Origin of the sequence: Candidatus Neoehrlichia procyonis str. RAC413, assembly GCF_000964795.1 — a bacterium.
GTDB lineage: Bacteria > Pseudomonadota > Alphaproteobacteria > Rickettsiales > Anaplasmataceae > Neoehrlichia > Neoehrlichia procyonis.
In genome coordinates, this window is record NZ_LANX01000001.1 from 454,539 (window position 1) to 478,481 (window position 23,943).

Sequence of the window (23,943 nt, forward strand, 5' to 3'; positions counted from 1 at the left end):
ATAGATAAATAGTATGAATTATTTAATAAAATATATATTCTTTTTTGATTATTAATAATTACAATGTATACAAATTGATAACATATACTATAAATACTATTAATATTTAACATAATATAACATTGTATAATTTCAAACATTCTTGACTTTTTCATAAAAAATAGGTAACCAAACATTAGGATCATCACCAACTTCTTGTATTATCTCATGCAAGACTAACACTGTTTCTGCTCTTCCTGATAAAACACTCACTATATCTTCAAATCCTTTCAAATTGATCCTTGCAACAACTGCATTAACTCCTTGTTTAACTAAAAAAAACCTTGTACTAGGATCTGTATTTTTTATTAACGTATATTCCCTCTCAGTTAACATAAAAACATCTCTATAAGCACTTGTAGCTTTTAAATTTGGTAAAAAAATTTGAGTAGCTGTTTGCTGGACTAAAGTATCACTTATTGCACTCTTACTTGCATCTTCCACACTTTGAGTAGCAAATATAACAAAAGTATTTAACTTTCTTAATACTTTTAACCAATCTTTGATTTTAGGAGCAAATACTTCATTATCAATTAAAGCCCATGCTTCATCTAAAATTATCATAGATGGCGTGCCATCTAAGGAAATACTGATTCTATGAAATAAATACAAAAGTACTGGAGCAAGAGCTATAGGATCCTTTAATAAATTACCCATTTCAAATCCAAAAACTCTTGATTTTGTAAAATCTAGTGAATCCTCATAATTATCAAAAATTGCAGCATGAGAGCCTCTAGTATGCCACATTGACATACACCCTGCTAAAGTATCAGGACCTTCCAATCCTAAAAAAGGAATTAAATTTCTCAATAATCGATCTTCTTTTCTAAGCCTAAAATTTCCTTCAATAACATCATTAATACGCTCTATATCTTCAGATGTAAATTTATCCATAAATACAGAAACTAAAGATTTTATCCACTCCATTAAAAATGTTCTATTATCCGGAGTATCATCCATTTGCAAAGGATTGAATCCCGTAACACTTCTAGGTTCTATGACTGAATATACTCCATTTAACGCTCTAATAAAAATTTCAGCACCACGATCTTTATCAAAAAAGAAAATCCTAGGAGAAAACTTCATCGCCTGAGCACATAAAAAATTCATTAATACTGTCTTACCACCTCCTGTAGGACCAATAATTGCTGTATGCCCCACATCACGAATATGAAAATTAAAGAAAAATGGAGTTCCAGAAGTTGTATCAAATACAGTAACCGCTTCTCCCCAGTGATTATTAAACTTCTGACCAGTAGGATAATTATGCTGAGATGCAAAACCTGCCATATTTAATGTACTAATAACCGCTTTACGAACTATATACCCAAAATTACCAGGTAACTGTGCCCAAAATGCTGGTTCTAAGTTTACCTTCTCTCTTACAGGATATACACCACAATTTAACAATTCAGCTTCTACTAAAGAAAGTGCATTTTCAAGATTTTTGATATTTCTTTCTATACATAAAATTGTTAGATGATGTAATCCAAATGCTATTCTACCACTCATAGCATCATCTAATGCCTGAGATATTTCCATAACTTGAGACACCGCCTTATCTGCAGATTGTATCATACGATTTTGTTGGATCTGCATTTTAGTAATAGCGCTTTGCCTATTTGTAAATTGAAAAGATTGCGTAATAATAAATTCATAAGGCAATTGCAAAAATGCATCTAACATTCCAGCTGAAGTAGTTTGACCATATTCTTTTAAACTAATTAAACCTGCATATTTTGATTCATTATGTGTAATAATTTGTATCATTTTATGGCCAAAATATAACCTGTGCATAGGCAAATATCTTGAAATATCAGTTGCTACAGCAGAAACATTGTGTATAGTACCACAATTTACAATCTGTAACAAAAACTCTGCTATTTCTGAAAACGCACCCATAGAACTTTCTCTTATACCTAACACCTTTGGTAAATAATTACGTAAACTTGTTACAATCCTATTCGTAACTTCATCTAAGTCCTCATAAATAGCACGTAAATCATTTTCCCTATTTTCTTGTGATACTTTTCCAAATTTTTGCAGTAAATAAGATATAAATTCTGTACCTTTTTTTCCTACTTCCCTTATTATTGTAATATATAAATCATTAGTAAAAGACTGCTTAGTGGAATGCTTATCTCTCCACTTTAAGTTAACATAATTAGCAAAATTATTAGAAAATTTACTTTTCGCAAATTCCTCTATAAACGCACTCTTCCTTCGTCTAATTATGTGAAAATATAATCCAAAAGATGACGAAGATATACTTCTTAGCATTTGATTACGAATCGAATTCTGGATTGACAAATCATCATCGTCAGCAGTTTCAAATGCATAACCCGATAATTTAATGACTTTCAGCATTGATCCATCTTTCATTACTAAGGTCGTATCATTCCAATATTCTAAATAAGGAATAAAATTAGACGCGTGATACTCTCTTAATATAACATTTTTTTTTCTTGTCTTTACTGCACCCAATTTCAACATTTATATTACATCATAAGAGTTTGCATTATGATAGAAGCGATTAAGACACTTGCTGCATTTGCGCATTTTAATCATAAACAAATCTAAGAATAGCGGGTCTCTTGAAGAAGCTAAATATCCTATACCATGTATACTAGGCCCTAATATCAACAGAACTCTAAAATCATTACTATACATAAATATCATAATACAAATCATAAAATTAAATATAGCAAATGTGTAGCTTACACCAAAAAGCATTGTTGGCCTAGTTAAACCTTTAAACAACTGATCTGCTTTTACACTACCTGACATACATAAACCATAACTTACAACATGTACAGCCCAAGCTTATCAAAAAAAAATTATCAAAATATTAACTCATCCAGGTAATACAATAATACACAATAAACTACTTACCTACTTTTTTTTATCAAAACAATTTTGTAATCTTTGTAAGGCAAAATCCCAATTAATAAGATTTCTTAAAAAAACCTCTATATAATTTGCTCGAACATTAAAATAATCTAAATAATACGCATGTTCCCAAACGTCCATAGTAATTAATGGATACTGATTATCAAATAATAAAGGAGATTCGGCATTAGAAGTACTTGTAACTTTTAATTTATCATCATTCATATCATATATTAACCACGTCCAACCACTACCAAACTGACTTTGTCCACTTATAGAAAAAATATTTATAAACTCTTCAATGTTACCAAAATCAGCATTAATTTTATCTGACAATTCTTTTACTGGCTCTCCCCCGCCACATTTTTTCATGGATTGCCAATAGAAATCATGATTCCAAACTTGACCAGCATTATTAAATATTGCTTTAGCACCGTTATTGTAAGAACGCTTTATAATATCCTCTAAATCTACATTTGATAAATCCTTAAACTCTGTACCTTGCACCAACTTATTTAAATTATTTACATATCCTCTATGGTGCTTATTATAGTGATAATCTAAAATTTTAGCACTAATATAAGGTTCTAAATTATCATAAGGTAGTGGCATCAAATCAAACATTAAAACCTCCTAATAAAAAATTATTCTTATAATATACAAGAACTAAATACATGTTACTATGCATATTACTGTCCTTAGTAATTTTACTAATACAGATTATAATTTTACTTATATACTAAAAATATGTATATATTATATAAGCAATTATTTGTACATTAAAAATATATATACCACATATTGCTTAAATAGTGCATAAAAACGAAATTTACTCTACTTAAACCAACACACAGATCATATCTATCATCAATAATGCTTAGGACCCCAATAAATTTACTATCATAATCTAATAACCAATAATGAACTTATGTATATTAAACCTAAAAATTAGTTAAATTAATAATTTATTGATATTATGTACTTTACCACACTGACATCAAATTCAAATCTCAACTAATTACTCATAATAAAATAATAAAGTTGTATTAAGTAACAAATTATTTATATCAAATAAATTATTTTTACAAATTTTTTTAAATGCGTAAAATAATAAATCGTAATATATATAAACATGGTACTTTTATAAAAAATAACAACATTCAAGTACAGAAAAGATTAGGTAAGCTGTTAAAGTCTCGCCATATTACTTCTCGTATCTCTTTAAAAAATCGTAAAGATAATTTACTTTCATTCCTATCCATGTTTGCATTAGGGATATCTATAGGAATATTAGTATTGATCATATGTAGCATAGTGAGCAATGGATACAATGCTCTCATAACAACAAAAATTTTATTGCCAATTCATATAAGTCATCATAATATAAACAAGGCACAACTAAGGGGTCACTGTATAAAATACATCCATAATTCCTTAGAAAAAATGTTTACAAGTATAATTGACCTTAATAACGTAAAAAATAAAAAAGATCTTTATAATATCGTTAGTAATACCGCACATTATGAGTTAGCAAATTTTATCACCAAATATCCACACAAAAGTAATTTTCAAATATGGCTTCACCTGTCTAGTGACTTTATTAATAAAAGCACAAAAGATAACAAAATATATAGTAAAATTCTTGATAAATTAACAAACGAAAACAAAATAAAAAAAAGCTTTAACTTAGCTCTATTTAGCAAAGCTGATTCTAAATCACCAGAAAATTCCGGTATCATAGGCTCATTAATTGGATCATTATTCACAATAATTGTATGCTTAGTAATTGCCTTACCAGTAGGTATTATGAGCGGAATATGCTTACACGAATTAATACCACAGAATAAAATCTCTTCTATAATTGAGATCAGCATTAATAACCTTGCATCAGTACCATCTATTATATTTGGTGTTCTAGGCCTTACAGTATACCTTAACATTTTCAACATACCACGAGCTTCATCACTTGCAGGAGGGATGACATTATCATTAATGATGTTACCAAATTTGATTATAACAACAAAACAAGCATTTACAGCAATACCTACATCTGTTAAAGATGCTGCTTTTTCACTAGGGTCATCAAACATGCAAGTAATAATGCATCATTTATTCCCTATTGCATTACCTACAATAATACAAGGCACTATAATAAGCATTGCAAGGATAATAGGTGAATCTTCTCCTTTAATTATGATCGGAATGGTGGCTTTTATAGTTGATTTACCGCAAAACTTTCTTGATCCAACAACAACCCTTCCTGTACAAATATATACTTGGTCTAATAATTCAAGTACAGAATTTGTTAAATTATCTGCTATTGCAATTATAGCATTACTACTCATATTATTAATATTAAATTCAATAGCTAGTTTTATCAAAAAAAAATTTGATCATTTTATTTTTTAGTACCATGCTTAATCATTTCTTATTTTTTAAAAGTTAATTTTTTTAATTTAGTTGCAATAAATATTATCTGTACATTAAAATAAATCTTACAAATTATATAATCATAAAGATGGACAAATAAAAATAATTAAAGTTAAATTATACACTTGAACTTGCAACTGCTATACTAAGTTATTTAATAATTAATTAACTAACACTTATTTAAAATACATAATCTATAAGTAAATTATAAATTAAATTCACTTATACTCATTTATGGTATCCACTTAATATAACTTGATAATTTTATAAATATGTAACAAAAATGCACTTAGCAGGACTTGAACCTGCGACTTTTACCTCCGGAAAGTAACGCTCTATCCACCTGAGCTATAAGTGCAAAAAATAACTATTGCATACTAGCAAGCTTTATCTTCAACCTGTTTTTTTTTAATTGCTCAAAATCTTCCTCAGCATGATACGATGATCTAGTTAATGGACTTGAAGCAACCATGGAAAATCCCTTGGCATAAGCCATATATTTATAGTGATCAAATTCTTGAGGTGTAACATAACGATCTACCTTGATATGCTTTGCAGTAGGTTGTAAATACTGACCAATAGTAATAAAATCAACATTAGCTGCCCTTAGATCATCCATTACTTGATATACTTCTTCCTTACACTCTCCTAACCCTACCATCAATCCAGATTTAGTAAATACCATAGGATTTTTTTCCTTTATCATCTTCAGCAAATGCAAAGAGTGAAAATATCTAGCTCTAGGTCTAACTTTAGCGTATAACCTAGGCACTGTTTCTATATTATGATTATACACATCAGGCAAAGATGAAGAGATAATATTTATTGCATGTGGCTTATTTAAAAAATCTGGAGTTAAAATCTCTATTGTAATATTACTATCTCTTTTTCTTACTTCATCTATACATTTAACAAAATGCTCAGCACCTCCATCAGGAAGATCATCTCTGTCAACAGACGTAATCACAATATGTTGAAGCTTAAGAGCACTAACAGCATTAGCTAATCTTTCAGGCTCATGAATATCTAACTTCTCAGGAGTACCTGTTGCAACATTACAAAAAGCACATGCCCTAGTACATACAGATCCTAAAATCATAACTGTAGCATGACGCTTATTCCAACACTCACCAATATTTGGGCAAGCAGCTTCTTCACACACTGTATTAAGTTTATAAAGCTTCATTAAACTGCTAATTTTATTAAAAACCTCACCTTGAGGCATCTTAACTTTTAACCAGTCAGGTTTACTTTTCATGTATTTTAATAATTACATTATTAAGAACACGTTAGCTAATATAATAATATTTGTCAATTATAATGACTTAATACTATACGCTATTGCAAGACTAAGCTAGTATAATCGCCTATTTTAACTTAGCATCAATAAGTAACAAATTATTACTTTTAATAAACTCAACATTTACTAATAAAAGACAAACCTCACTGAAAGCAATGTTTATTAGTTTTTAACATAATAATTAGCAAAATTTATCAATAATTTACATTCTAGAAAAGCAGATAATAATAATAATAATAATAATAATAATAATAATAATAATAATAAAGAATATGATGTTGATGATAAAGACACAGTATCTAGCAATGTAAGGAAAACCGCGATGCTAAAAAGTGGTAGAGCAGTACCTGTATTGATAAAGCTCAAAATACATAATTATATAATAACACTATTTAACCAATACTAATTGGTATCATAAAGCTAAATATACAACATTATATATAACATTATACTGAACTACATTTGTTGACTTAATTGTGATTGCACACAATTAACCTTTACCTCTTCTAATAAACTACAACATTTACCACCATGCACATGCATATTATTAACAGTAGTATAATTAACGCTATAGCTCATACTCGTACTACTAAGAGAAGATCCATAATTTGTCTGCGTAGCATGATTATAATGCATGGCATAAAATAACATTCCCCTATTATAAATATCGTTATTATTTATTAATTTTGTACCATAGTCATTCGTAATATTTACTCTATTGAATCCATCTCCACACTGCAACTGAATGTTATTAGAAGCAGTGTTCACAACAGCTTGCAGTTTGATCATGATAAAGTCCAATATTTTCTCTATAAATGTCCGTATAGCAACTTCTTGTAATTGTAATGTATTAATATGCGGAGAACGATCTAAGGAATAATAATCACACATATTATAAGATACCGTATTAACTTTTCCTAAATAGATTCCTGGTATATCATTACTAATGATATTAATACTTGATATACTATAATCATAAGACTTATCTTCTGTATGATTTACCTCATCTTTATAACGAATACTGTCATATAAATTTGTTGCATATCTTTTGTAAGATCCCTTATTGTCATCAACAGATAGTGAATCTGTTTTAAGAATGGTGTTAGAAACACTAGATATTAATAGAAATTTTAAAAAAGTATTCGCATCTAGACCTGTTTTTAATCCCATCATATAAATTTGACGCAATAACATTAACCTTACCTGCAGTAACTTATGTAATGCGGGATCTGATTCCTCACTTAACGCTAATTCTAACTCTTTAATTTGCTGCTCTAATGATTGCTTGATACTTAATGTATGACCTTGAAGTAAAAATTTTTTCAAAAAAGTAATAATAGACTCTATAAATTTTTGCTTTTTCTTAGATTTTAAAAGTTCTACACTATAAATATTTACATCATCAATCTCAAGATAAAGCTCTTGTAAGAAATCTAGTAACTTTTGCATTATAGATTCTTTAACTTCTAGCCCCTTCCCTACAATAGGTTCTGTTAACTCTACATTTTGAGAATTATCATCTGACTCTAAGTCTTTATCATATGCCTGAAATATAAATTTATTATTTTCTTTAGCTAGTTCTCTAATTTTACTTTCAAGCTTTAAAACACATTCTTGTAACTGTAAATCTTCTAACCTAATTTTACCTAAAGCTTTAAACTCATCATCTTCATCATTATTAGAGTGTAAACCTTTTAACATTACCTCATCATTTAAATTATGATCTTTAATATCATTTTCAATCCTTACACTCTTAGTCATTAATTTATACTCAATAGTTAACAGTAATGAAGAAAGTAAATTTGTAAATACCAGCTATAAAATTACAATTATTAACACATTAAAGATTTGATGTATACTTTATTAATTTATCAGTTCTCACATCTAAATAGCACAATAATATAATAAAGAAAGTAAGTTTTTAACATTAAAAACTACATATTAATTCTATATGGTCTTACAACAATTAACTCCCATATCCTAAAATTATTTCATAATACTATTATAATAAATTAAGGAAAACAAACCTACATATACTATATATAATAATGTAAAATATATTAAACTTCACCAATTAAAATGATTAACTTATAATGCTCTTTATTGATAACTACTTACAAATAAATATACATTAATACTAAATAGTTAAAAATTTATTATACTAACTTATCAATCATGTAGGCTTTCACTACATTATTTACTCTTACAACACAAATACCACTATTATAATTTTTTATTATATAGAATAATACTAACGCTATTTTTACTGATATACACTACTCAAATACCTTATAACATTTATATACAATGACCATCACAGTAACTATTAAATATCTACAAATCAACAAAACATCATATATCTTCTTATATAACTATACACGTATACACAATTTTACATAAATTTATCTATCTATTTAGTAATACTCACAAAACATATATTTCTTATTTAAAATATCAAAAAGTAAATATACAAATCATGTATAACTAAGTTATACGTACTACATATAACACTACACTACTTTAGTTTTTGAATGATTATTTAAATGTAAATAACTCTACAACTCTTTTTACAGAAAAATTAATAAATAAATGCATCGCAGTAAATCAACCGTAATATCATACATATACAACAAGCTAATAAATCATAAACTATCAGCCTCACATAATGCAACCTATTTAATATCAGGAGACATTTTGACATCATTAATAAAATAAATTATCCCTACAATGCAATATAATACTTATTACATAAGCATTTAAGCTAAAATACATTAAAAAGTTACAGCTATATAACCTAGTACAAATGCTTTTCATAAGTGGTAAGTTTTATGCAAATTCACACTAAACTTTTACAATTCTACCATATCAACTTCCAACTCATCTCAAATCTTTAAGTAAATTATTTTTACATAATGGTACATAAAGATGAAGTAGATAGTAGAAGTAAAATTAATTAAGCACAGATTATGAATCAGTACTAGACGTATTGTGGAAAGGACTACTTTGTAAATTTCCTACTAATGAAAATGATGAAGTATAAGCTACAGAACATTATGAAGTAGCAGATTATAAAAATAAATCAGATAATGATTTAAAAGATGAAGTAGATAATAAAAGTAAATTAGATAGTAACTTAAAATTATATTACTATTAATAATTAACCATAATTATATTTAAAGCATATCTCTTTAATTATTAATAAATTATCATAACTAATAAGCATAAATCCCTATATAAAAATTATGATATTTTACATATCATTTTATTAATTTCTGATTTAAAATTAATATTTTGCTACCACATAATACCACACATTCAGACTTGTTGAAGATATACTATAAATATAAAAAATATATCTATCTCCAATTCACTACTTACAAAATTCTATTACAACATCACCTGCAAAGACGCTATTACCTTCTACAAAAAATATTTTCTTCACCAATGCTTTTACTTCAGAACAAACTAAGTTTTCCATTTTCATTGCCTCAATTACAAATAATGTCTGCCCTATCTGCACTTGTTCTCCTTCTTTAACATAAATTTTCACAATCATACCAGCAATAGGAGACATTACAACATTAGAAGGTGTGCTTACTTTATCAAGCTTTGGCATTATAGATAATAACTTATCAGCATACATCTGATACACTGCACATAAAACTTCAACAGCAGAATATTTAAGCTTATACTTATTAAAAATACGATCAACTTTAATACAATAAACACAATCATTAATTTGCACTTCTAGCAACTTATAATGTATTTTCCATCTTCCAAATACTGTTAGCATATTATAATTATATGTAACACACATCACTTTATTATCATAATTCACGCACAATATATAATTCTTATCATTTACATAAACTGAAAGCTCTTCTTCACTTTGTAAAGCCCCACCATGCCTATATTCATCCTCACAATAAATATATAGGGATGTTATAGCAAATATCTTTGCTATTTCTTCCGTTAAAGGATCTCCTTGAAACCCATCTTTATAAAATTGATTAATAAATCCTGTACTAATATTACCAGAAATAAATACAGGATGATGAAAAATAGATAATATAAAATCTATATTATTATCAATACCACCAATATAGAAACTATTCAATGACTCTTGCATAATTTTTATAGCTTCTATTCGATCTTGCCCATAAGAACATACTTTAGCAATCATAGGATCATAAAACATACTCACAGATGAGCCTTCAAATACACCACTATCTATCCTTAGATTGCTACTTGTCTTGGGTTCAGAATAATGCACAATTCTACCACTTGATGGTAAGAAATTCTTCTTTGGATCTTCAGCATAAATTCTTGCCTCAATTGCTGACCCATTAAAATGAATATCATTCTGTGTAAATCTTAATTTTTCTCCACAAGCAATTCTTATCATTTCTTCAACTAAATCAATTCCCGTAACAAGCTCAGTAACAGGATGTTCAACTTGTAATCTAGTATTCATTTCTAAAAAATAGAACTGCTTATTACAGTCAACTATAAACTCTACAGTGCCTACAGAAAAATAATTAACTTTTTTTACTAAACTAATACATTGCAAATACATATTTTGTCTTGTATCGTGATCAAGAAATGGACTTGGTGTCTCTTCAATAACCTTCTGATTATGTCTTTGTATAGAGCACTCTCTTTCACCTAAACATACAATATTTTCGTACTTATCAGCAATAACTTGTATTTCTATATGCCTAGGACATTCTATATATTTTTCAATAAATATTCTGCCATCTTTAAAACTTTTTAAAGCCTCATTTGTAGCTGAGGTAAACGCTTGCTCTATGTCATTAACTGACCTAACAACTCTCATTCCTTTTCCACCACCACCAGCAGTAGCTTTCACTATAACAGGAAACCCTATAGACTGAGCAATTTCTTTAGCCTCACTAATAGATTGTACAGCCCCCATATAACCAGGAACAACATTGACTCCTGCATGTTGAGCTAATTCCTTAGATGTAATTTTATCAGCCATCATCCTAATAGAAGATGGACTAGGTCCAATAAAAGTAATATTATGTTTTGCAAGTGCTTCAGCAAAAAGTGCATTTTCAGATAGAAACCCATAACCTGGATGTACAGCATCTGCTCCTACTTTACAAGCTACATCACAAATTTTATCTATATTAAGATAACTTTGACTTGACTGCGATGGTCCAATATTTATAACTTCATCACCACATAAGGTATGCAAAGAGTTAACATCTACATCAGAATATATACATACGCATGATATGCCCATTCTATGCGCAGTACGAATTATCCTGCACGCAATTTCACCTCTATTTGCTATTAATATTTTTCTTATCATTATCAACTTTTAAGATATTCAACAAAAAATCATCTTATTTGCAGCATTTTCACTTGCAAGTGATTCTACATTTATACCATTATCCTGCAAAGTAATATTTTTAAATTTTTATCACATACTTTAACTACAAAGGTATACTGCAGCTTTACATTTACACACAATTTACAATAAATAAAAAATTATTATACACTTAACTAAACACCTGCTATAATCAATCACGATTATTAATCAACTATATCTTTAAGTATATAGACAATACATTTTATAATTTATACTGCAAAATTTCAGAATTCCTACTCAAAATTTTTAACTCCTTATCGTACATAATATCTATAATTCATATATTATTATACATATAATAACATCAATACATGCTTTTATTTGAGGGTTAGTTTACAAGCACAAAAAGTCCACCCTTATTTTATTCACATAACATCGCCCTTTCAATATAGCAATAATTTCCAATGACTACTTTATAAAAATAAAACGACATATAATAAACATAATGCAATACAAAAACGAACTTCCCATTTGCCTTAGCTATGAATTATTTTCATAACACTAATAATAAAAATTTATTAGTAATAATATCAGAAAATATAGATCCCAACTTTAATATATGCTCCAACCCTAAAGTTATTACAAAATATACTTGTTTAACATTTATATACTATTTTCAACATAATAATCCTTATGATTACTAACTAGCGTTAATACATGTCTTTATTGAAACAATTCATAGTTAACAAAGATTTGCTTACCTAATCTTTTGTATTCAAAATTACTAATAATCGCTTATCATTATACAATACTCCATATCTACACAATACAATTGAAAATCTTACCAATATTTTATAACATTTATCATAACCTCTAGTTAAAAATCAATTATGACTCAAAAGATCGTTACCCTTAAGGTAACAGAAGAAAAAAATAGACTAGATAAGCTCATTGCTATAAAGCTTAATATTTCCCGTAATAAAGTCCAACAGTTAATTGCCAATAATCATGTAATGCTACATGGTAAGTTTATAAATAATAAAAATCACAAAATAAAACTTAATGAAATCTATGAAATAATAACCCCAATTCAAGAAGTGAATAATCACATTATACCAAATAAAAATATACCATTAAATATACTATACGAAGATAATGACATATTAGTAATTAATAAGCCTGCAGGTATAACCGTACATACAGGTGCAGGTACAAAAAATGATACCATAGTAAACGCACTTCTTGCACGTTATAGTAATATAAATACTGTAGGTAGCAATACTAGACCAGGAATTATACATAGACTCGACAAAGATACAAGCGGTCTTATGATCATCGCAAAAAATCAACATTCATATTATTTCTTATCTAATTTGTTTCTTAACAACAAAATCATAAAAAAGTACCTTGCTATTGTATGGAACATACCTAATCCCAGCCAAGGCATTATTAAAACTTATATTGATGTAAAGCGTCACAATAAACATATGATGACAGTTACACACTCAAAAGGTAAATTAGCTATTACCGAATATCAAACAAAAGAAACTTTCTATAACATAGCAAGCTTACTAGAATGCAAACTACATACAGGAAGGACGCATCAAATAAGGGTTCATATGAGTTATATTGGAAATTCTATTATTGGTGATCAAAAATATGGCAAAAATAATATCAAAGGCATTAGATATACTCCTTCTAGCAATTTAGTAAAAAAATTTCCTAGACAAGCATTACATGCATGCTATATAAAATTTATGCATCCTTCTACTAATAAATATTTAGAATTCAACCTAGAATTAAGCTCCGACATGCAAAAATTAATAAACGAGCTAAGAAACATAAAGTTATATCTACAATAGATATAACTTTATAATCAACTCAAATAAAAAAATATAAAAACATACGCATACCCTAGAAATTCAAATTAAAATGCAAAAAGTAATCTTTTGAGCCATTTTTTCTAGATACATACATTAATAAATTCTCAATATTGCCGTTATAACTTACCATAGTTATTTATCTTAATATGCATAATCTTAAGTATATTAAATAATTATTAATAGCATATATTACATAACAACTACAAATCTTAAAGACTTTATTATATAAACCTGCATAACTTGCAACCCATCAACACCAACACCTTACCAGGACAATTTTATATCTATCACACAGATTTCATTAATTTCTATTTTAACAATATATATATATATTTAATACTAGTAAGCTACGATATAATAATCTAATTTTATAAACAAACTTTCACTACACATGAAATACGTTACAACAATATAATAGTTTATTCTTACTACCCCTCAAAATTAATAACTAGTACTTGTTTATGTAAACCTAAATTGTTTTATATAAAGAAATACTAACAACATAGCTTTTAACAATAATAAATTCTCACAAGAAAATATTTTCATATTGTTAGTTATTACCTTTTTGTTGCAACATAACTAAGTCATTGCTTTAACGAAATATAAATTCAAGTTTCCTATATATCATAAATAATAACAATATCTCTTCCAAACAGAACAACTAATATAATAAGCTATATTGCAGGTATTTCATTAGTAATAATCATAAGAACCTTATACAATTTAATTATGTTAATACTATATTAAATAGCTCTCACTGAAATAATTCAGATCAGCATAGAAAATATCTTCAACAATGATTTTAAGACCTTGTTAGATATCATATTTAAAAATAAAATATATGCTTTTTCTTACCGTAAAAATTAAGTTTACAATTACACAAGTAAAAATAATATTTTTTGCCAAATCTGTTAATGATTCAATTATTGAATATTTGTCTAAAATTTATGTTAACTTATAAATCTTACAGTTATATCGTAGGTAAAATATATCTATTTCTTTTTCTGATTTTCACATAATTTCTGCTTTATTTTATTAAATTCTCTATTTCATTGCTTAACATCATATCGTAAGATTGCCGCTTACGTATGCTACAAAATGTATCATCATGTACTAATACTTCTTCCGCTAATAACTTTGAATTATAGTTACTTGACATTGATGATCCATAAGCACCTGCTGTACATATTGCAAGAATATCACCAACTTTTGGATTTTGTATATAATAATTATATGCAAAAAAATCATCAGACTCACAAATAGGTCCCACTATATCTGCAACAATATTATTATCATTACTATAAATTATTGGTATAATTTCATGCTGGGCATTATATAATGCAGGACGTATTAAATCATTCATACCTGCATCAACTATTATATGATTTTTTACAGAATTATTTTTACGATATAATACTTTAGTTAATAATATACCAGCGTTTCCTATAATTGCTCTTCCTGGCTCACAAATTATCTCATACTCTTCATTAAAAAAGTTTTCTTTTACAATAAAAGAATATTCTTTTATTGTAGGACAGCTTTTCTGCTGTCCATATGAAATACCTAAACCACCACCAATATCAACTCTTAATATTTTTATGTTATAATCTCGAAATGTTTTAACAATTTTTTTAATTTTATTAACGACATTTTTAAAAATTGATAAATCATAAATCTGTGATCCTATATGCACCGCAATACCAATAATTTGCAAATTAGAAAAACTATAACTTAGTACTTGATTAATACAATCTTCAGGAATACCAAACTTATGTGTTTTAAGTCCTGTATTAATTTTTTCATGTGTATTCGCATCAATACTAGGGTTAATTCTAATAGCTACAGATACAATAATATTCTTTTGATTAGCAATCTGATTGATAAGATGAAGCTCCTCAATAGATTCAACATTAAATTGAAGTATTTTTTGATCCATAGCAAAAGATATTTCTGCTGTAGTTTTTCCCACACCAGAAAATATGATTTTATTTGCTGGAATTCCTGCTAACATTGCCCTACGTATTTCACCTTCTGATACAACGTCTGCGCCAGCTCCCCATTGCGATAATAACCTTATAATTGATAAGTTAGGATTTGCTTTAATAGAGTAGCAAATCGTAGAATTACTAGGTAAATTATTCCTAAATTGATAATAGTTATCTTTAATAGTCTGTAATGAGTAACAATAAGTTGGTGTACCGAAAGATTTGACTACTTCAAGTACGTTGACATTTTCTACATGTAACATATTGGATATGTAGCTAAAAAAAGAAGACGGCAAATAATTCATAAAGACTATAGTAATTTTATAAAAAATTCAAATATATATCAAAAATGAGAAAGTACAATTAAAATTCATTTAAAAATATGCTAATAATTCAATTATCATTACATGATAACAAAGTCTTACAGTATATCAAATAGAGTGATAGTTTATATATTTACAAATTTTAATCTAATTACAATAAACACAAAATTTACCTTTTAAAATTGTACTTAATAACAGTACACACCCAATATTTACGTGTTATTATCTATGTTATTATCAAGTGTCCAGCAACACTAATCGCTATTCATAATATGTTTTATTTTAATTTTTATAACATTAACATTTTTACCATCTAACATTCCTTATAATGCACTATTTTACATAGCTTCAATATTTAAGATTTTACTTTTAGTAAGTGACACACACTTTTAGTTTTAAAAGAAATTTTTAAGTACATTAGTACATGTACATAACATACATAAAAATATTATAGAGTTAGTTATAAAAAATTCTTTGTTCAAGTGTAAAAACATATTTTCATTTAACATTAAGAAACTTAATTTAACAAGCAAAGCTAACAAAACTGCAAGTAAAACAACTGAAAAGTACACTATTGCACTAAAAATACTAGTCTATACCTTATAGGTAGTTAAACATAGTACACTAAAACTACATATAAATAAACTTAATTACAAAAATAAATACTACATTTATAGGAAAACAAACGCAATAACTTAACAAAAGTAAAATTACTAGCCTTTCATTTATCAGTACCACTATAACGTAACAAGGTTCTTTAATTCTTTTGCTAACATAGTTTTTTTTATCACATTTTTAATTTTTTTTGCCTTATCAGTTAGCTTACATGAAGATGTATTTAATAAAAATAAATCTAATCCGCCTTTATAGGCTATAGTTCTTAACGTACGACTAGCCAGCTTTAATTTAAAACTTCTACCTAACACATCACTAATTAAAGTAACATTATGCAAATTAACAAAGTAAGGCCTTTTAGTTTTACGATTTGAATGTGAAACTTTATTACCAAATGACTTAGAGCGGCCAGTAATATCACAAACTCTACTCATAACATACCATACCCTACGTTAAACAATCATTTTACCAATATATAATCTATAGTCAATTAAGAAATTGACTTTAAAAATAAAAAAATACTAGTCAATTTACAATTATAACACAAACTTCTAGGTAAAATAGCTTACTTTCAGTTTAAGCACATTCTATTACTAATATGAATACATATTTACAAATAATCATAAAAAAAATACTATCGTAAATACAAAGATATAAATTTATTCAGATAATTACTTCACCACACATAAAAGCTATTATGCAAATCTATAACTGTAAATGTAACTACATATTTTTACCTTACACTTACCATTATAAACATAATACACTACATAAAATTAATTGGGTCAATATCAATAATAAGCGTAACACTTTTAAAATTTTTGTAATACTCTCTATACTTACTAAGCAATTTCTGTATTAACATATTATCACTAATTTTTATTAATATCCTATATCTATAATTATTATTAACAAGCCCTATTGGTGCTGGTACTGGCCCCAAAATTTCAATGTATTTGGATTTTACAAAATACTTTACAAGATTATTTACTATATTTTTTGCAACCTCCATAACCTCTAGCTCTTTCCTACCTGTAATAATCAAAGCAATTAGTCTTACATATGGTGGCATGTTCGTAATATATCTTGATCGCATTTCCAATTCATAAAATAACTTACGATTATATAATAATAAAGACTGTATTAAAGGATTTTCAGCATCATATGTCTGCAATATTACGTTACCTTTTTCTTGAAATCTACCTGAACGCCCTGCAACTTGATGTAATAACTGATATGTTTTTTCAGCTGCTCTAAGATCGCTATTACCCAAACCTAAATCTGCGTCTATTACTCCTACCAAGGTCAATTTTGGAAAATTATGACCTTTAGCTACTATTTGAGTACCAATAACAATATTTATTTCTTGTTTTAAAATTCGCTCTATAACATTATTAATACACTTAATAGTCATATCGCTACTTATAAGCGCAACCTTAGCATTTAATATTAACTTTTGTATATCTTCTGCTACTTTTTCAATTCCAACCCCATAAGAAATCATAGATGATTCATTAAAACAATTACTACAAATCTTTGGAAATGAACAATGATAATTACAATAATGACATAATAGCATTCTTTTTTCTTTATGATCTATAAGCCAAGTACAACAATTTGGACAATTAACTTTAAATCCACATTTTTTACATAACACTAATCTTGCATAACCTCTCCTGTTCAGAAAAAGCATTACTTGATTTCCTTCATTTAACGCTTTAACAATATTATTATACAGATCAGTAGATAGCCATTTATTTATTAATACACTTTGTCGCATATCAACAATTTTAACATCTGGCAAGTGTGCATCTCCAAATCTTTTACTTAACACAATGTGGTAATATTGTTTCCTATAAATATTATATATAGTTTCTAAAGAAGGAGTTGCAGAACTTAAAATTACTGGAATATTAGCTTGTTTTGCTAATATAATTGACATATTACGAGCATTATATATAGCACCATAATCCTGCTTAAACGAATATTCATGTTCCTCATCTACAATAATCATTTTTAGATTCTTATAAGGTAAAAACAAAGCCGAACGTGCTCCTACAATAATTGAGGCGTCACCATAAACAATCTTTAACCAATTATTGCGTCGCTGCACTGTTGTCAAATTTGAATGCCATTCAACAGAATTACATGTAGAAAAATAATAATTGATACGCTTCATTAATTGCGCTGTTAACACTATTTCTGGGAGTAATATCAATACTTGCACAGATTGATCTCGCTGAAGCAATGTTTTTATAACTGAGCAATACACCTCTGTTTTACCAGAACCTGTTTCACCATCTAAAACCATTACTGAATATTGAAAAATGTTCTTAATAATTTTATTATATGCGTCATTTTGCTCACTTGATAAGTTAATCGATATATCATCTACTGTAGATAAATGTTCCGCGTTATACACTAACTTATCTAAAGACTTAACACTTACCACACCGCCAAAAACCATTTTTAGTATTAATCCCATCGGTATAACATTGTAAAATCCTACCCATTGAATAAAGTTAATTAACAAAAGATTTATAGAAGGTATACAAAGCTTACTATTAATATATTTTAAATTCATATTACTTACAGTATGACTTTTAAAGCCTATGATTACTCCTATCAACATTCTATTATTAAAACATACAGTTATATAATCCCCTATGGAACAAACTACATTGTCAGGTACTATATAATAAAAAGACTTATCAAGAGGTAAAGGTAACAAAACTTCAGCTATCACTTATCATTCACGTAATTAAACAAAAAATATTACTTCATAATATATACTTGGTAAAAAACTTTAAAAACATAAATATACATTCTCACAAATAAATACCTTACAACATATTATCGATCTCTTTATACAAACTTGTATTTAATTATGAATAACTAAAAATATTTATAACATATACATAAAATATACTTTTAGTGATAAATCATGATAAAAGACTCTTTTCAAAAAGAAGTCATACAGTACTACTTCCATCCTAATATCCTTTTTTCTTGCATTTTATCCACCTTTTATATATTTAAGCACTTTGTATGAAAAGATTACTTGATTCTTCCTTTAATTTGTACACTGCAATTTCACGTTTTAATATCTACTATATCAAATAATTATTACCATTAAACATTTAAATAACAATACAGCTACAAATACATTAAGTAATAATCTTAACAAAAATATTATTCGATAGTAGTTTTACAAGTCATAATTAAAAACAATTTTTCAAATATATCTTATTGTCTAAACCTATAGGCTATTTAAAGTATATGTTTCAAAAAATGTTTAAAATTAAGTAGCGAACTTTACCACAGGTAAAATATTATCATATTTTAGTATCACCTTTGTCACTCGATACCTTAAAAATCTGTTACAATTACATTTATAAATAAGAACATATCTTGCAAACAAAAGTATAAAAAAGTATTGAAATACAAATATTTACTGACAAAGTAATACATAAATAAATTGCTAATATGATAACATTATATCACCAAAGTCCATAAGGTTTTTCAGGTATGCAAAGATAATATTAACTGCGATAAAGAAAGTCATCAAATATTATATTTGCAATCATAATCGCTTTTTTTCTATGATTGTCTGTAAGCTTTTCTTGAGAGTTCATCAATAGATATTCTGGATGCATTTGCAAAAGAATATTATTATTTTTATCTTCTATTACTTCAATCATACCGTCTTCTGACATTGCAGCTATTTTATACCCTAAAGCATGCATTTTATCTATATTTTCACTATTATTATTAATCGCCTCATGATGGACATCTGGAAAGTATGTTATTATTTTACTAGATTGTTGTTTAGAGACTTTATTAATAATATAAGCTAACCTACTATTTGAATCAATTATCACTTTTTTTAAATTTGCATTTTTACTAGTTGGATCTGGTAATGATATAACATGCACACTTGCTGAATCTTGCGATTGCAGCATACCATCAACCCTATTGACTAAAATACCTTGAGCATGCATAACACCTTGTATACCACCACAAATTGCTAAAAGATGTATCTTAGGATTATTACGAACAACTTTAGCAATAGAGCTAGTAACCAACTGTCGATTTGGTGATGGACTTAATGGAGAAGAACTAATGTTATATTTATTTCCTGGTATCAAAATCCTATTTATATTATTATCAGATATAAACTTCTGCAATGCATAATCAATACTTTGATTAGAAATTTCAACATCACAGTTATTCAACTCTCTTGCAAACTTTATAATCTTATTATAATCTATAAGTATAACTTTTATCCCTTTATCGTTAAAAATCTTAGAAATTTTAACTGCAGTTTGATATTCTGTAGGATAAGATGGTACGCTTGTTGACAATATGCCCACAATAACATTATTTTTAGGTGTATTTTTTAAATTTGCACATACTGATTGTTGGCATGGCAGTAGCAAAAACAAAAAAAGAACAATTATTAAAAAAAATGATGCCTTGTTATTATTAAACGTATAAATTTTCATTATTATTTCCTTTTCATAATTAATAATTGAATTAACGAAAACTCTGTTGGTACGTTAGAAACAAAAATATTTTTCCAGTCCGCCATTTTAGCTATGCCAGCAATTTTATTGCTAAGAACATATGCATTCATATTTTTTAAGCAATTTACAACATTACTTTTCTGCACCAATTGTATAAATACTTCCGCAGAATGTGAAGAATAAAATAAAACTTCCGATACTCCCCTATTAATTATAAGATTGTAACAATTATAACTTAATAATTCCCTATCAACAGTTTTATACATTACAGCTTCATGAACATCAAATCCCATACTGTTTAAAATAGCTTTCACATCACATGTTACCTTATCTCCACGTATATACAAAATTTTTAAATTACGTGACTGTAATTTTACATAAGAAATTACATCTTTAATATCTCCATTAACTGAAACCACTTTATTAAATCCCAAAGATATAGCTGTTTCCATAGTACTATTACCCACAGTAACAATGCTATTACTTCTTATTGTTACATTTTTACTTAAAGATATAATACTATGTTTACTAGTTGATATAATTAAATCAAAAGATTCTATATCTTGTAAGCAGGTTGTTAGATACTCAATTTCTAGTACAGGTTCTATATAAACTTCAAAACCATGTTTCAATAGAATATCACGAGATATTAAAGCGCTAAAATATGGACGAGTTAATAATATTCCCATTTACAAAATTTCTCATACATAAATGTCTTTTCTTAACAAGATTAAATATCCAGCACTTATGTAAACAATAATAACAATCACAACACATTAATTAATAGTAAATATCTACAAGACCTAATATGTATACACATAACAATATAATATATATATCCTAAATTATTAATATCTATAGTTAAAAATTACTTACTATTGTACAATTAACATAATAATTCTATATTAAAACTCAATAAAAACATAGTAATTTTCATCTACAATGTACTTACTTATACATTTAAAAAATACACTCTTGACTATATACACATATATTTACATAATTAAGGCAATATATGCTTTGACAATATAATGCCAGAGGTTTTATTGATACACATTAGGAGCACTAATAAAGTATGCAATGAATTTATAATTTTACCTTTTCCACATTTTAATAGTTCCCATGATGCAAACAACATCATAAATCAAAATTATTTATTAAATGATCATTATAATTATTTTTTTCGTATAAATTATCATCAAAATAACTCTCAACGCAATAAAAGTAGTACTAATACATCCCCCCCCCCTTATTAGATGACATGGTGTTATTATTAGATACAGCATGCTTTTCCTGGACATGTAAACTTGTTAGCAGCAAATTCATAATAAAATATCGTGGTACACTATCCGTTAATAATCCTCAGGCCATCGGTGAGCTAATGTTACATATAAGAGATAAATTATATATGAGAGATAAAGGCAAATCCTCCATTACGTTTAATATTTGTCGTACAAACATTTATACAGTTCCTATAAATTATACTCACTACAGTAGTTATTCAATCAAAGAACTTAATAGTGGTATTGGAAAAAAAATTCGGTCAGCTCCCTCCTTTATTGCACGTAAAGTTCTTTCTACTGTTATTAATAAATGTAATATTCGTGGTTATGCACCTTTGTACAACAAAGAAATTAGCAAATAATATAATACCCCCCTGTCTACATGTTTTAATTGTACACTGTATATGATGGTACAATACATACTATACACGTTCTTAGTTGTATAACCATATATTCTCAGGAGAGAGGTAATTAGCAGGTAATTGTAAATTCACTAAATTAGAAAATGCTTTCTTTATCTTGCTATATGTGTATTATCACAAGTTAATGCTTTGTACGTTTTATGGTAAATTTACACAAAGCATTATTACTTTATAATTTGCTCTCACAAATTTTACTAATTACAATACTATATACTTCGCATGTAAACACAAATTCACATAACCTCATATTAGAAGTTAATCAAAAAAATTTAATTTTCTATTCTTTTCTCTTAGGAACAATTTTTTAGTACATATTTATGCTTATACACTCTTATTATACTTGCCAAAGAATAATGAATAAGTGCTTATTTATAAACAACTTTAAAAGTTTAAAACATAAAGCAAAGCTTCTGTACAATAAATATATTGAAACCTAGTAAACAAAAAATTTCTAAATATATATTACATTTTCAAAACATAAGGTAAATACCGTAAATAAATATTGAGCTTCATCATATAATTCATTTTTAATATTTTTATCACTTACATAAGATAATCAATAATTATAAGTTTATTACCTTGATAATTAAAGTATCACATTATAAACGTATACGCATATTCTATACAACTTTCTTTGTTAATTTTAAAGATACTTTTCTTTATTATGTAAATTAAATACTACTTATCATCGTATATACCAAAGTTAATAAATAAAATTCACTTATATCAACACATCTCTAAATAAATTGGCCATTATTATATAAGTCAAAATTATATTATGAGTAGCATTAACATACATAATACGAGCAAGAAAAACTTGAAATGCACTAAAAACTGATAACAAAACATCTTCTCAATAAAACAGAAGTAAGATACAAAAAGTTAATTTTTAAGATGTTTTATAATTATT

The 23,943-nt window shown here is 27.0% G+C and carries 15 protein-coding genes and 1 tRNA gene; 4 read left to right on the forward strand and 12 right to left on the reverse strand.

Going from position 1 to position 23,943, the window contains the following annotated elements; translation table 11 throughout:
• Window positions 1-132: 132 nt before the first annotated feature.
• The 3 genes from NLO413_RS01575 to NLO413_RS01585 form a co-directional block, all read right to left on the reverse strand.
• Window positions 133-2,532, reverse strand: a complete 2,400-nt coding sequence (locus NLO413_RS01575) for a VirB4 family type IV secretion/conjugal transfer ATPase (RefSeq protein ID WP_045808799.1) — start codon at window positions 2,530-2,532, stop codon at window positions 133-135.
• Entirely contained in the window at window positions 2,533-2,826 is a 294-nt protein-coding gene (locus NLO413_RS01580; RefSeq protein ID WP_045808800.1) for a type IV secretion system protein VirB3, read from the reverse strand.
• Window positions 2,827-2,931: 105 nt separating this feature from the next.
• Window positions 2,932-3,552: a superoxide dismutase gene (locus NLO413_RS01585; RefSeq protein WP_045808801.1), complete on the reverse strand. Its 621-nt coding sequence runs from the start codon at window positions 3,550-3,552 to the stop codon at window positions 2,932-2,934.
• Between the two features lie 534 nt (window positions 3,553-4,086).
• Between NLO413_RS01585 and pstA the strand changes: the two genes are divergently transcribed.
• Window positions 4,087-5,337, forward strand: a complete 1,251-nt coding sequence (pstA, locus tag NLO413_RS01590) for a phosphate ABC transporter permease PstA (protein WP_045809347.1) — start codon at window positions 4,087-4,089, stop codon at window positions 5,335-5,337.
• Window positions 5,338-5,642: 305 nt separating this feature from the next.
• Here the strand turns inward: pstA and NLO413_RS01595 are convergent.
• The 4 genes from NLO413_RS01595 to NLO413_RS01610 all read right to left on the reverse strand — a co-directional run bounded on the left by NLO413_RS01595 (window position 5,643) and on the right by NLO413_RS01610 (window position 11,996).
• A tRNA-Arg gene (locus NLO413_RS01595) sits at window positions 5,643-5,716 on the reverse strand.
• Window positions 5,717-5,725: 9 nt separating this feature from the next.
• A complete protein-coding gene (gene lipA / locus NLO413_RS01600) occupies window positions 5,726-6,616 on the reverse strand; it encodes a lipoyl synthase (protein ID WP_045808802.1) in 891 nt (296 codons plus the stop codon).
• A 498-nt stretch (window positions 6,617-7,114) separates the two neighbouring features.
• On the reverse strand, window positions 7,115-8,419 hold the full coding sequence (locus NLO413_RS01605; RefSeq protein WP_045808803.1) for a hypothetical protein: 1,305 nt from the start codon (window positions 8,417-8,419) through the stop codon (window positions 7,115-7,117).
• Between the two features lie 1,609 nt (window positions 8,420-10,028).
• Window positions 10,029-11,996 carry an acetyl/propionyl/methylcrotonyl-CoA carboxylase subunit alpha gene (locus tag NLO413_RS01610; protein ID WP_045808804.1) on the reverse strand — a complete coding sequence of 656 codons (1,968 nt, stop codon included), beginning with the start codon at window positions 11,994-11,996 and terminating at the stop codon, window positions 10,029-10,031.
• Window positions 11,997-12,886: 890 nt separating this feature from the next.
• On the opposite strand from NLO413_RS01610, the gene NLO413_RS01615 reads away from it, so the two are divergent.
• The gene (locus NLO413_RS01615) at window positions 12,887-13,858 is read left to right on the forward strand and encodes an RluA family pseudouridine synthase (protein ID WP_045808805.1); all 972 of its coding nucleotides are present in this window, start codon (window positions 12,887-12,889) and stop codon (window positions 13,856-13,858) included.
• 1,048 nt (window positions 13,859-14,906) lie between these two features.
• Here NLO413_RS01615 and lysA read toward each other — a convergent pair.
• From lysA to NLO413_RS01640, 5 genes are all read right to left on the reverse strand, one after another.
• Complete coding sequence (gene lysA / locus NLO413_RS01620; RefSeq protein WP_045808806.1) at window positions 14,907-16,169, reverse strand: diaminopimelate decarboxylase; 1,263 nt, start codon at window positions 16,167-16,169, stop codon at window positions 14,907-14,909.
• A 755-nt stretch (window positions 16,170-16,924) separates the two neighbouring features.
• The gene (rpmB, locus tag NLO413_RS01625; protein WP_045808807.1) at window positions 16,925-17,236 is read right to left on the reverse strand and encodes a 50S ribosomal protein L28; all 312 of its coding nucleotides are present in this window, start codon (window positions 17,234-17,236) and stop codon (window positions 16,925-16,927) included.
• Between the two features lie 332 nt (window positions 17,237-17,568).
• Window positions 17,569-19,548, reverse strand: coding sequence for a replication restart helicase PriA (gene priA, locus NLO413_RS01630; RefSeq protein WP_045808808.1), 1,980 nt, complete (start codon window positions 19,546-19,548; stop codon window positions 17,569-17,571).
• A 796-nt stretch (window positions 19,549-20,344) separates the two neighbouring features.
• Window positions 20,345-21,307 carry a gamma-glutamyl-gamma-aminobutyrate hydrolase family protein gene (locus NLO413_RS01635; RefSeq protein ID WP_045808809.1) on the reverse strand — a complete coding sequence of 321 codons (963 nt, stop codon included), beginning with the start codon at window positions 21,305-21,307 and terminating at the stop codon, window positions 20,345-20,347.
• 2 nt (window positions 21,308-21,309) lie between these two features.
• Window positions 21,310-22,017, reverse strand: coding sequence for a uroporphyrinogen-III synthase (locus NLO413_RS01640; RefSeq protein WP_045808810.1), 708 nt, complete (start codon window positions 22,015-22,017; stop codon window positions 21,310-21,312).
• A 342-nt stretch (window positions 22,018-22,359) separates the two neighbouring features.
• Here NLO413_RS01640 and NLO413_RS01645 point away from each other — a divergent pair, with 342 nt between their 5' ends.
• A complete protein-coding gene (locus NLO413_RS01645) occupies window positions 22,360-22,584 on the forward strand; it encodes a hypothetical protein (RefSeq protein ID WP_045808811.1) in 225 nt (74 codons plus the stop codon).
• 5 nt (window positions 22,585-22,589) lie between these two features.
• Window positions 22,590-22,973 (forward strand): hypothetical protein, encoded by a 384-nt coding sequence (locus NLO413_RS01650; protein ID WP_045808812.1) that lies wholly within the window; start codon window positions 22,590-22,592, stop codon window positions 22,971-22,973.
• The last annotated feature ends 970 nt before the right edge of the window (window positions 22,974-23,943 follow it).

Bases quoted from the DNA above. Each gene is read 5' to 3' on its own strand.
- rpmB (WP_045808807.1), bottom strand. From the start codon at position 17,236: ATGAGTAGAGTTTGTGATATTACTGGCCGCTCTAAGTCATTTGGTAAT.
- lysA (WP_045808806.1), bottom strand. From the start codon at position 16,169: ATGAATTATTTGCCGTCTTCTTTTTTTAGCTACATATCCAATATGTTA.
- NLO413_RS01605 (WP_045808803.1), bottom strand. From the start codon at position 8,419: ATGACTAAGAGTGTAAGGATTGAAAATGATATTAAAGATCATAATTTA.
- NLO413_RS01580 (WP_045808800.1), bottom strand. From the start codon at position 2,826: ATGTCAGGTAGTGTAAAAGCAGATCAGTTGTTTAAAGGTTTAACTAGG.
- NLO413_RS01635 (WP_045808809.1), bottom strand. From the start codon at position 21,307: ATGAAAATTTATACGTTTAATAATAACAAGGCATCATTTTTTTTAATA.
- NLO413_RS01650 (WP_045808812.1), top strand. From the start codon at position 22,590: ATGGTGTTATTATTAGATACAGCATGCTTTTCCTGGACATGTAAACTT.
- NLO413_RS01575 (WP_045808799.1), bottom strand. From the start codon at position 2,532: ATGTTGAAATTGGGTGCAGTAAAGACAAGAAAAAAAAATGTTATATTA.
- NLO413_RS01610 (WP_045808804.1), bottom strand. From the start codon at position 11,996: ATGATAAGAAAAATATTAATAGCAAATAGAGGTGAAATTGCGTGCAGG.
- NLO413_RS01640 (WP_045808810.1), bottom strand. From the start codon at position 22,017: ATGGGAATATTATTAACTCGTCCATATTTTAGCGCTTTAATATCTCGT.
- NLO413_RS01615 (WP_045808805.1), top strand. From the start codon at position 12,887: ATGACTCAAAAGATCGTTACCCTTAAGGTAACAGAAGAAAAAAATAGA.
- NLO413_RS01645 (WP_045808811.1), top strand. From the start codon at position 22,360: ATGCCAGAGGTTTTATTGATACACATTAGGAGCACTAATAAAGTATGC.
- lipA (WP_045808802.1), bottom strand. From the start codon at position 6,616: ATGAAAAGTAAACCTGACTGGTTAAAAGTTAAGATGCCTCAAGGTGAG.
- NLO413_RS01585 (WP_045808801.1), bottom strand. From the start codon at position 3,552: ATGTTTGATTTGATGCCACTACCTTATGATAATTTAGAACCTTATATT.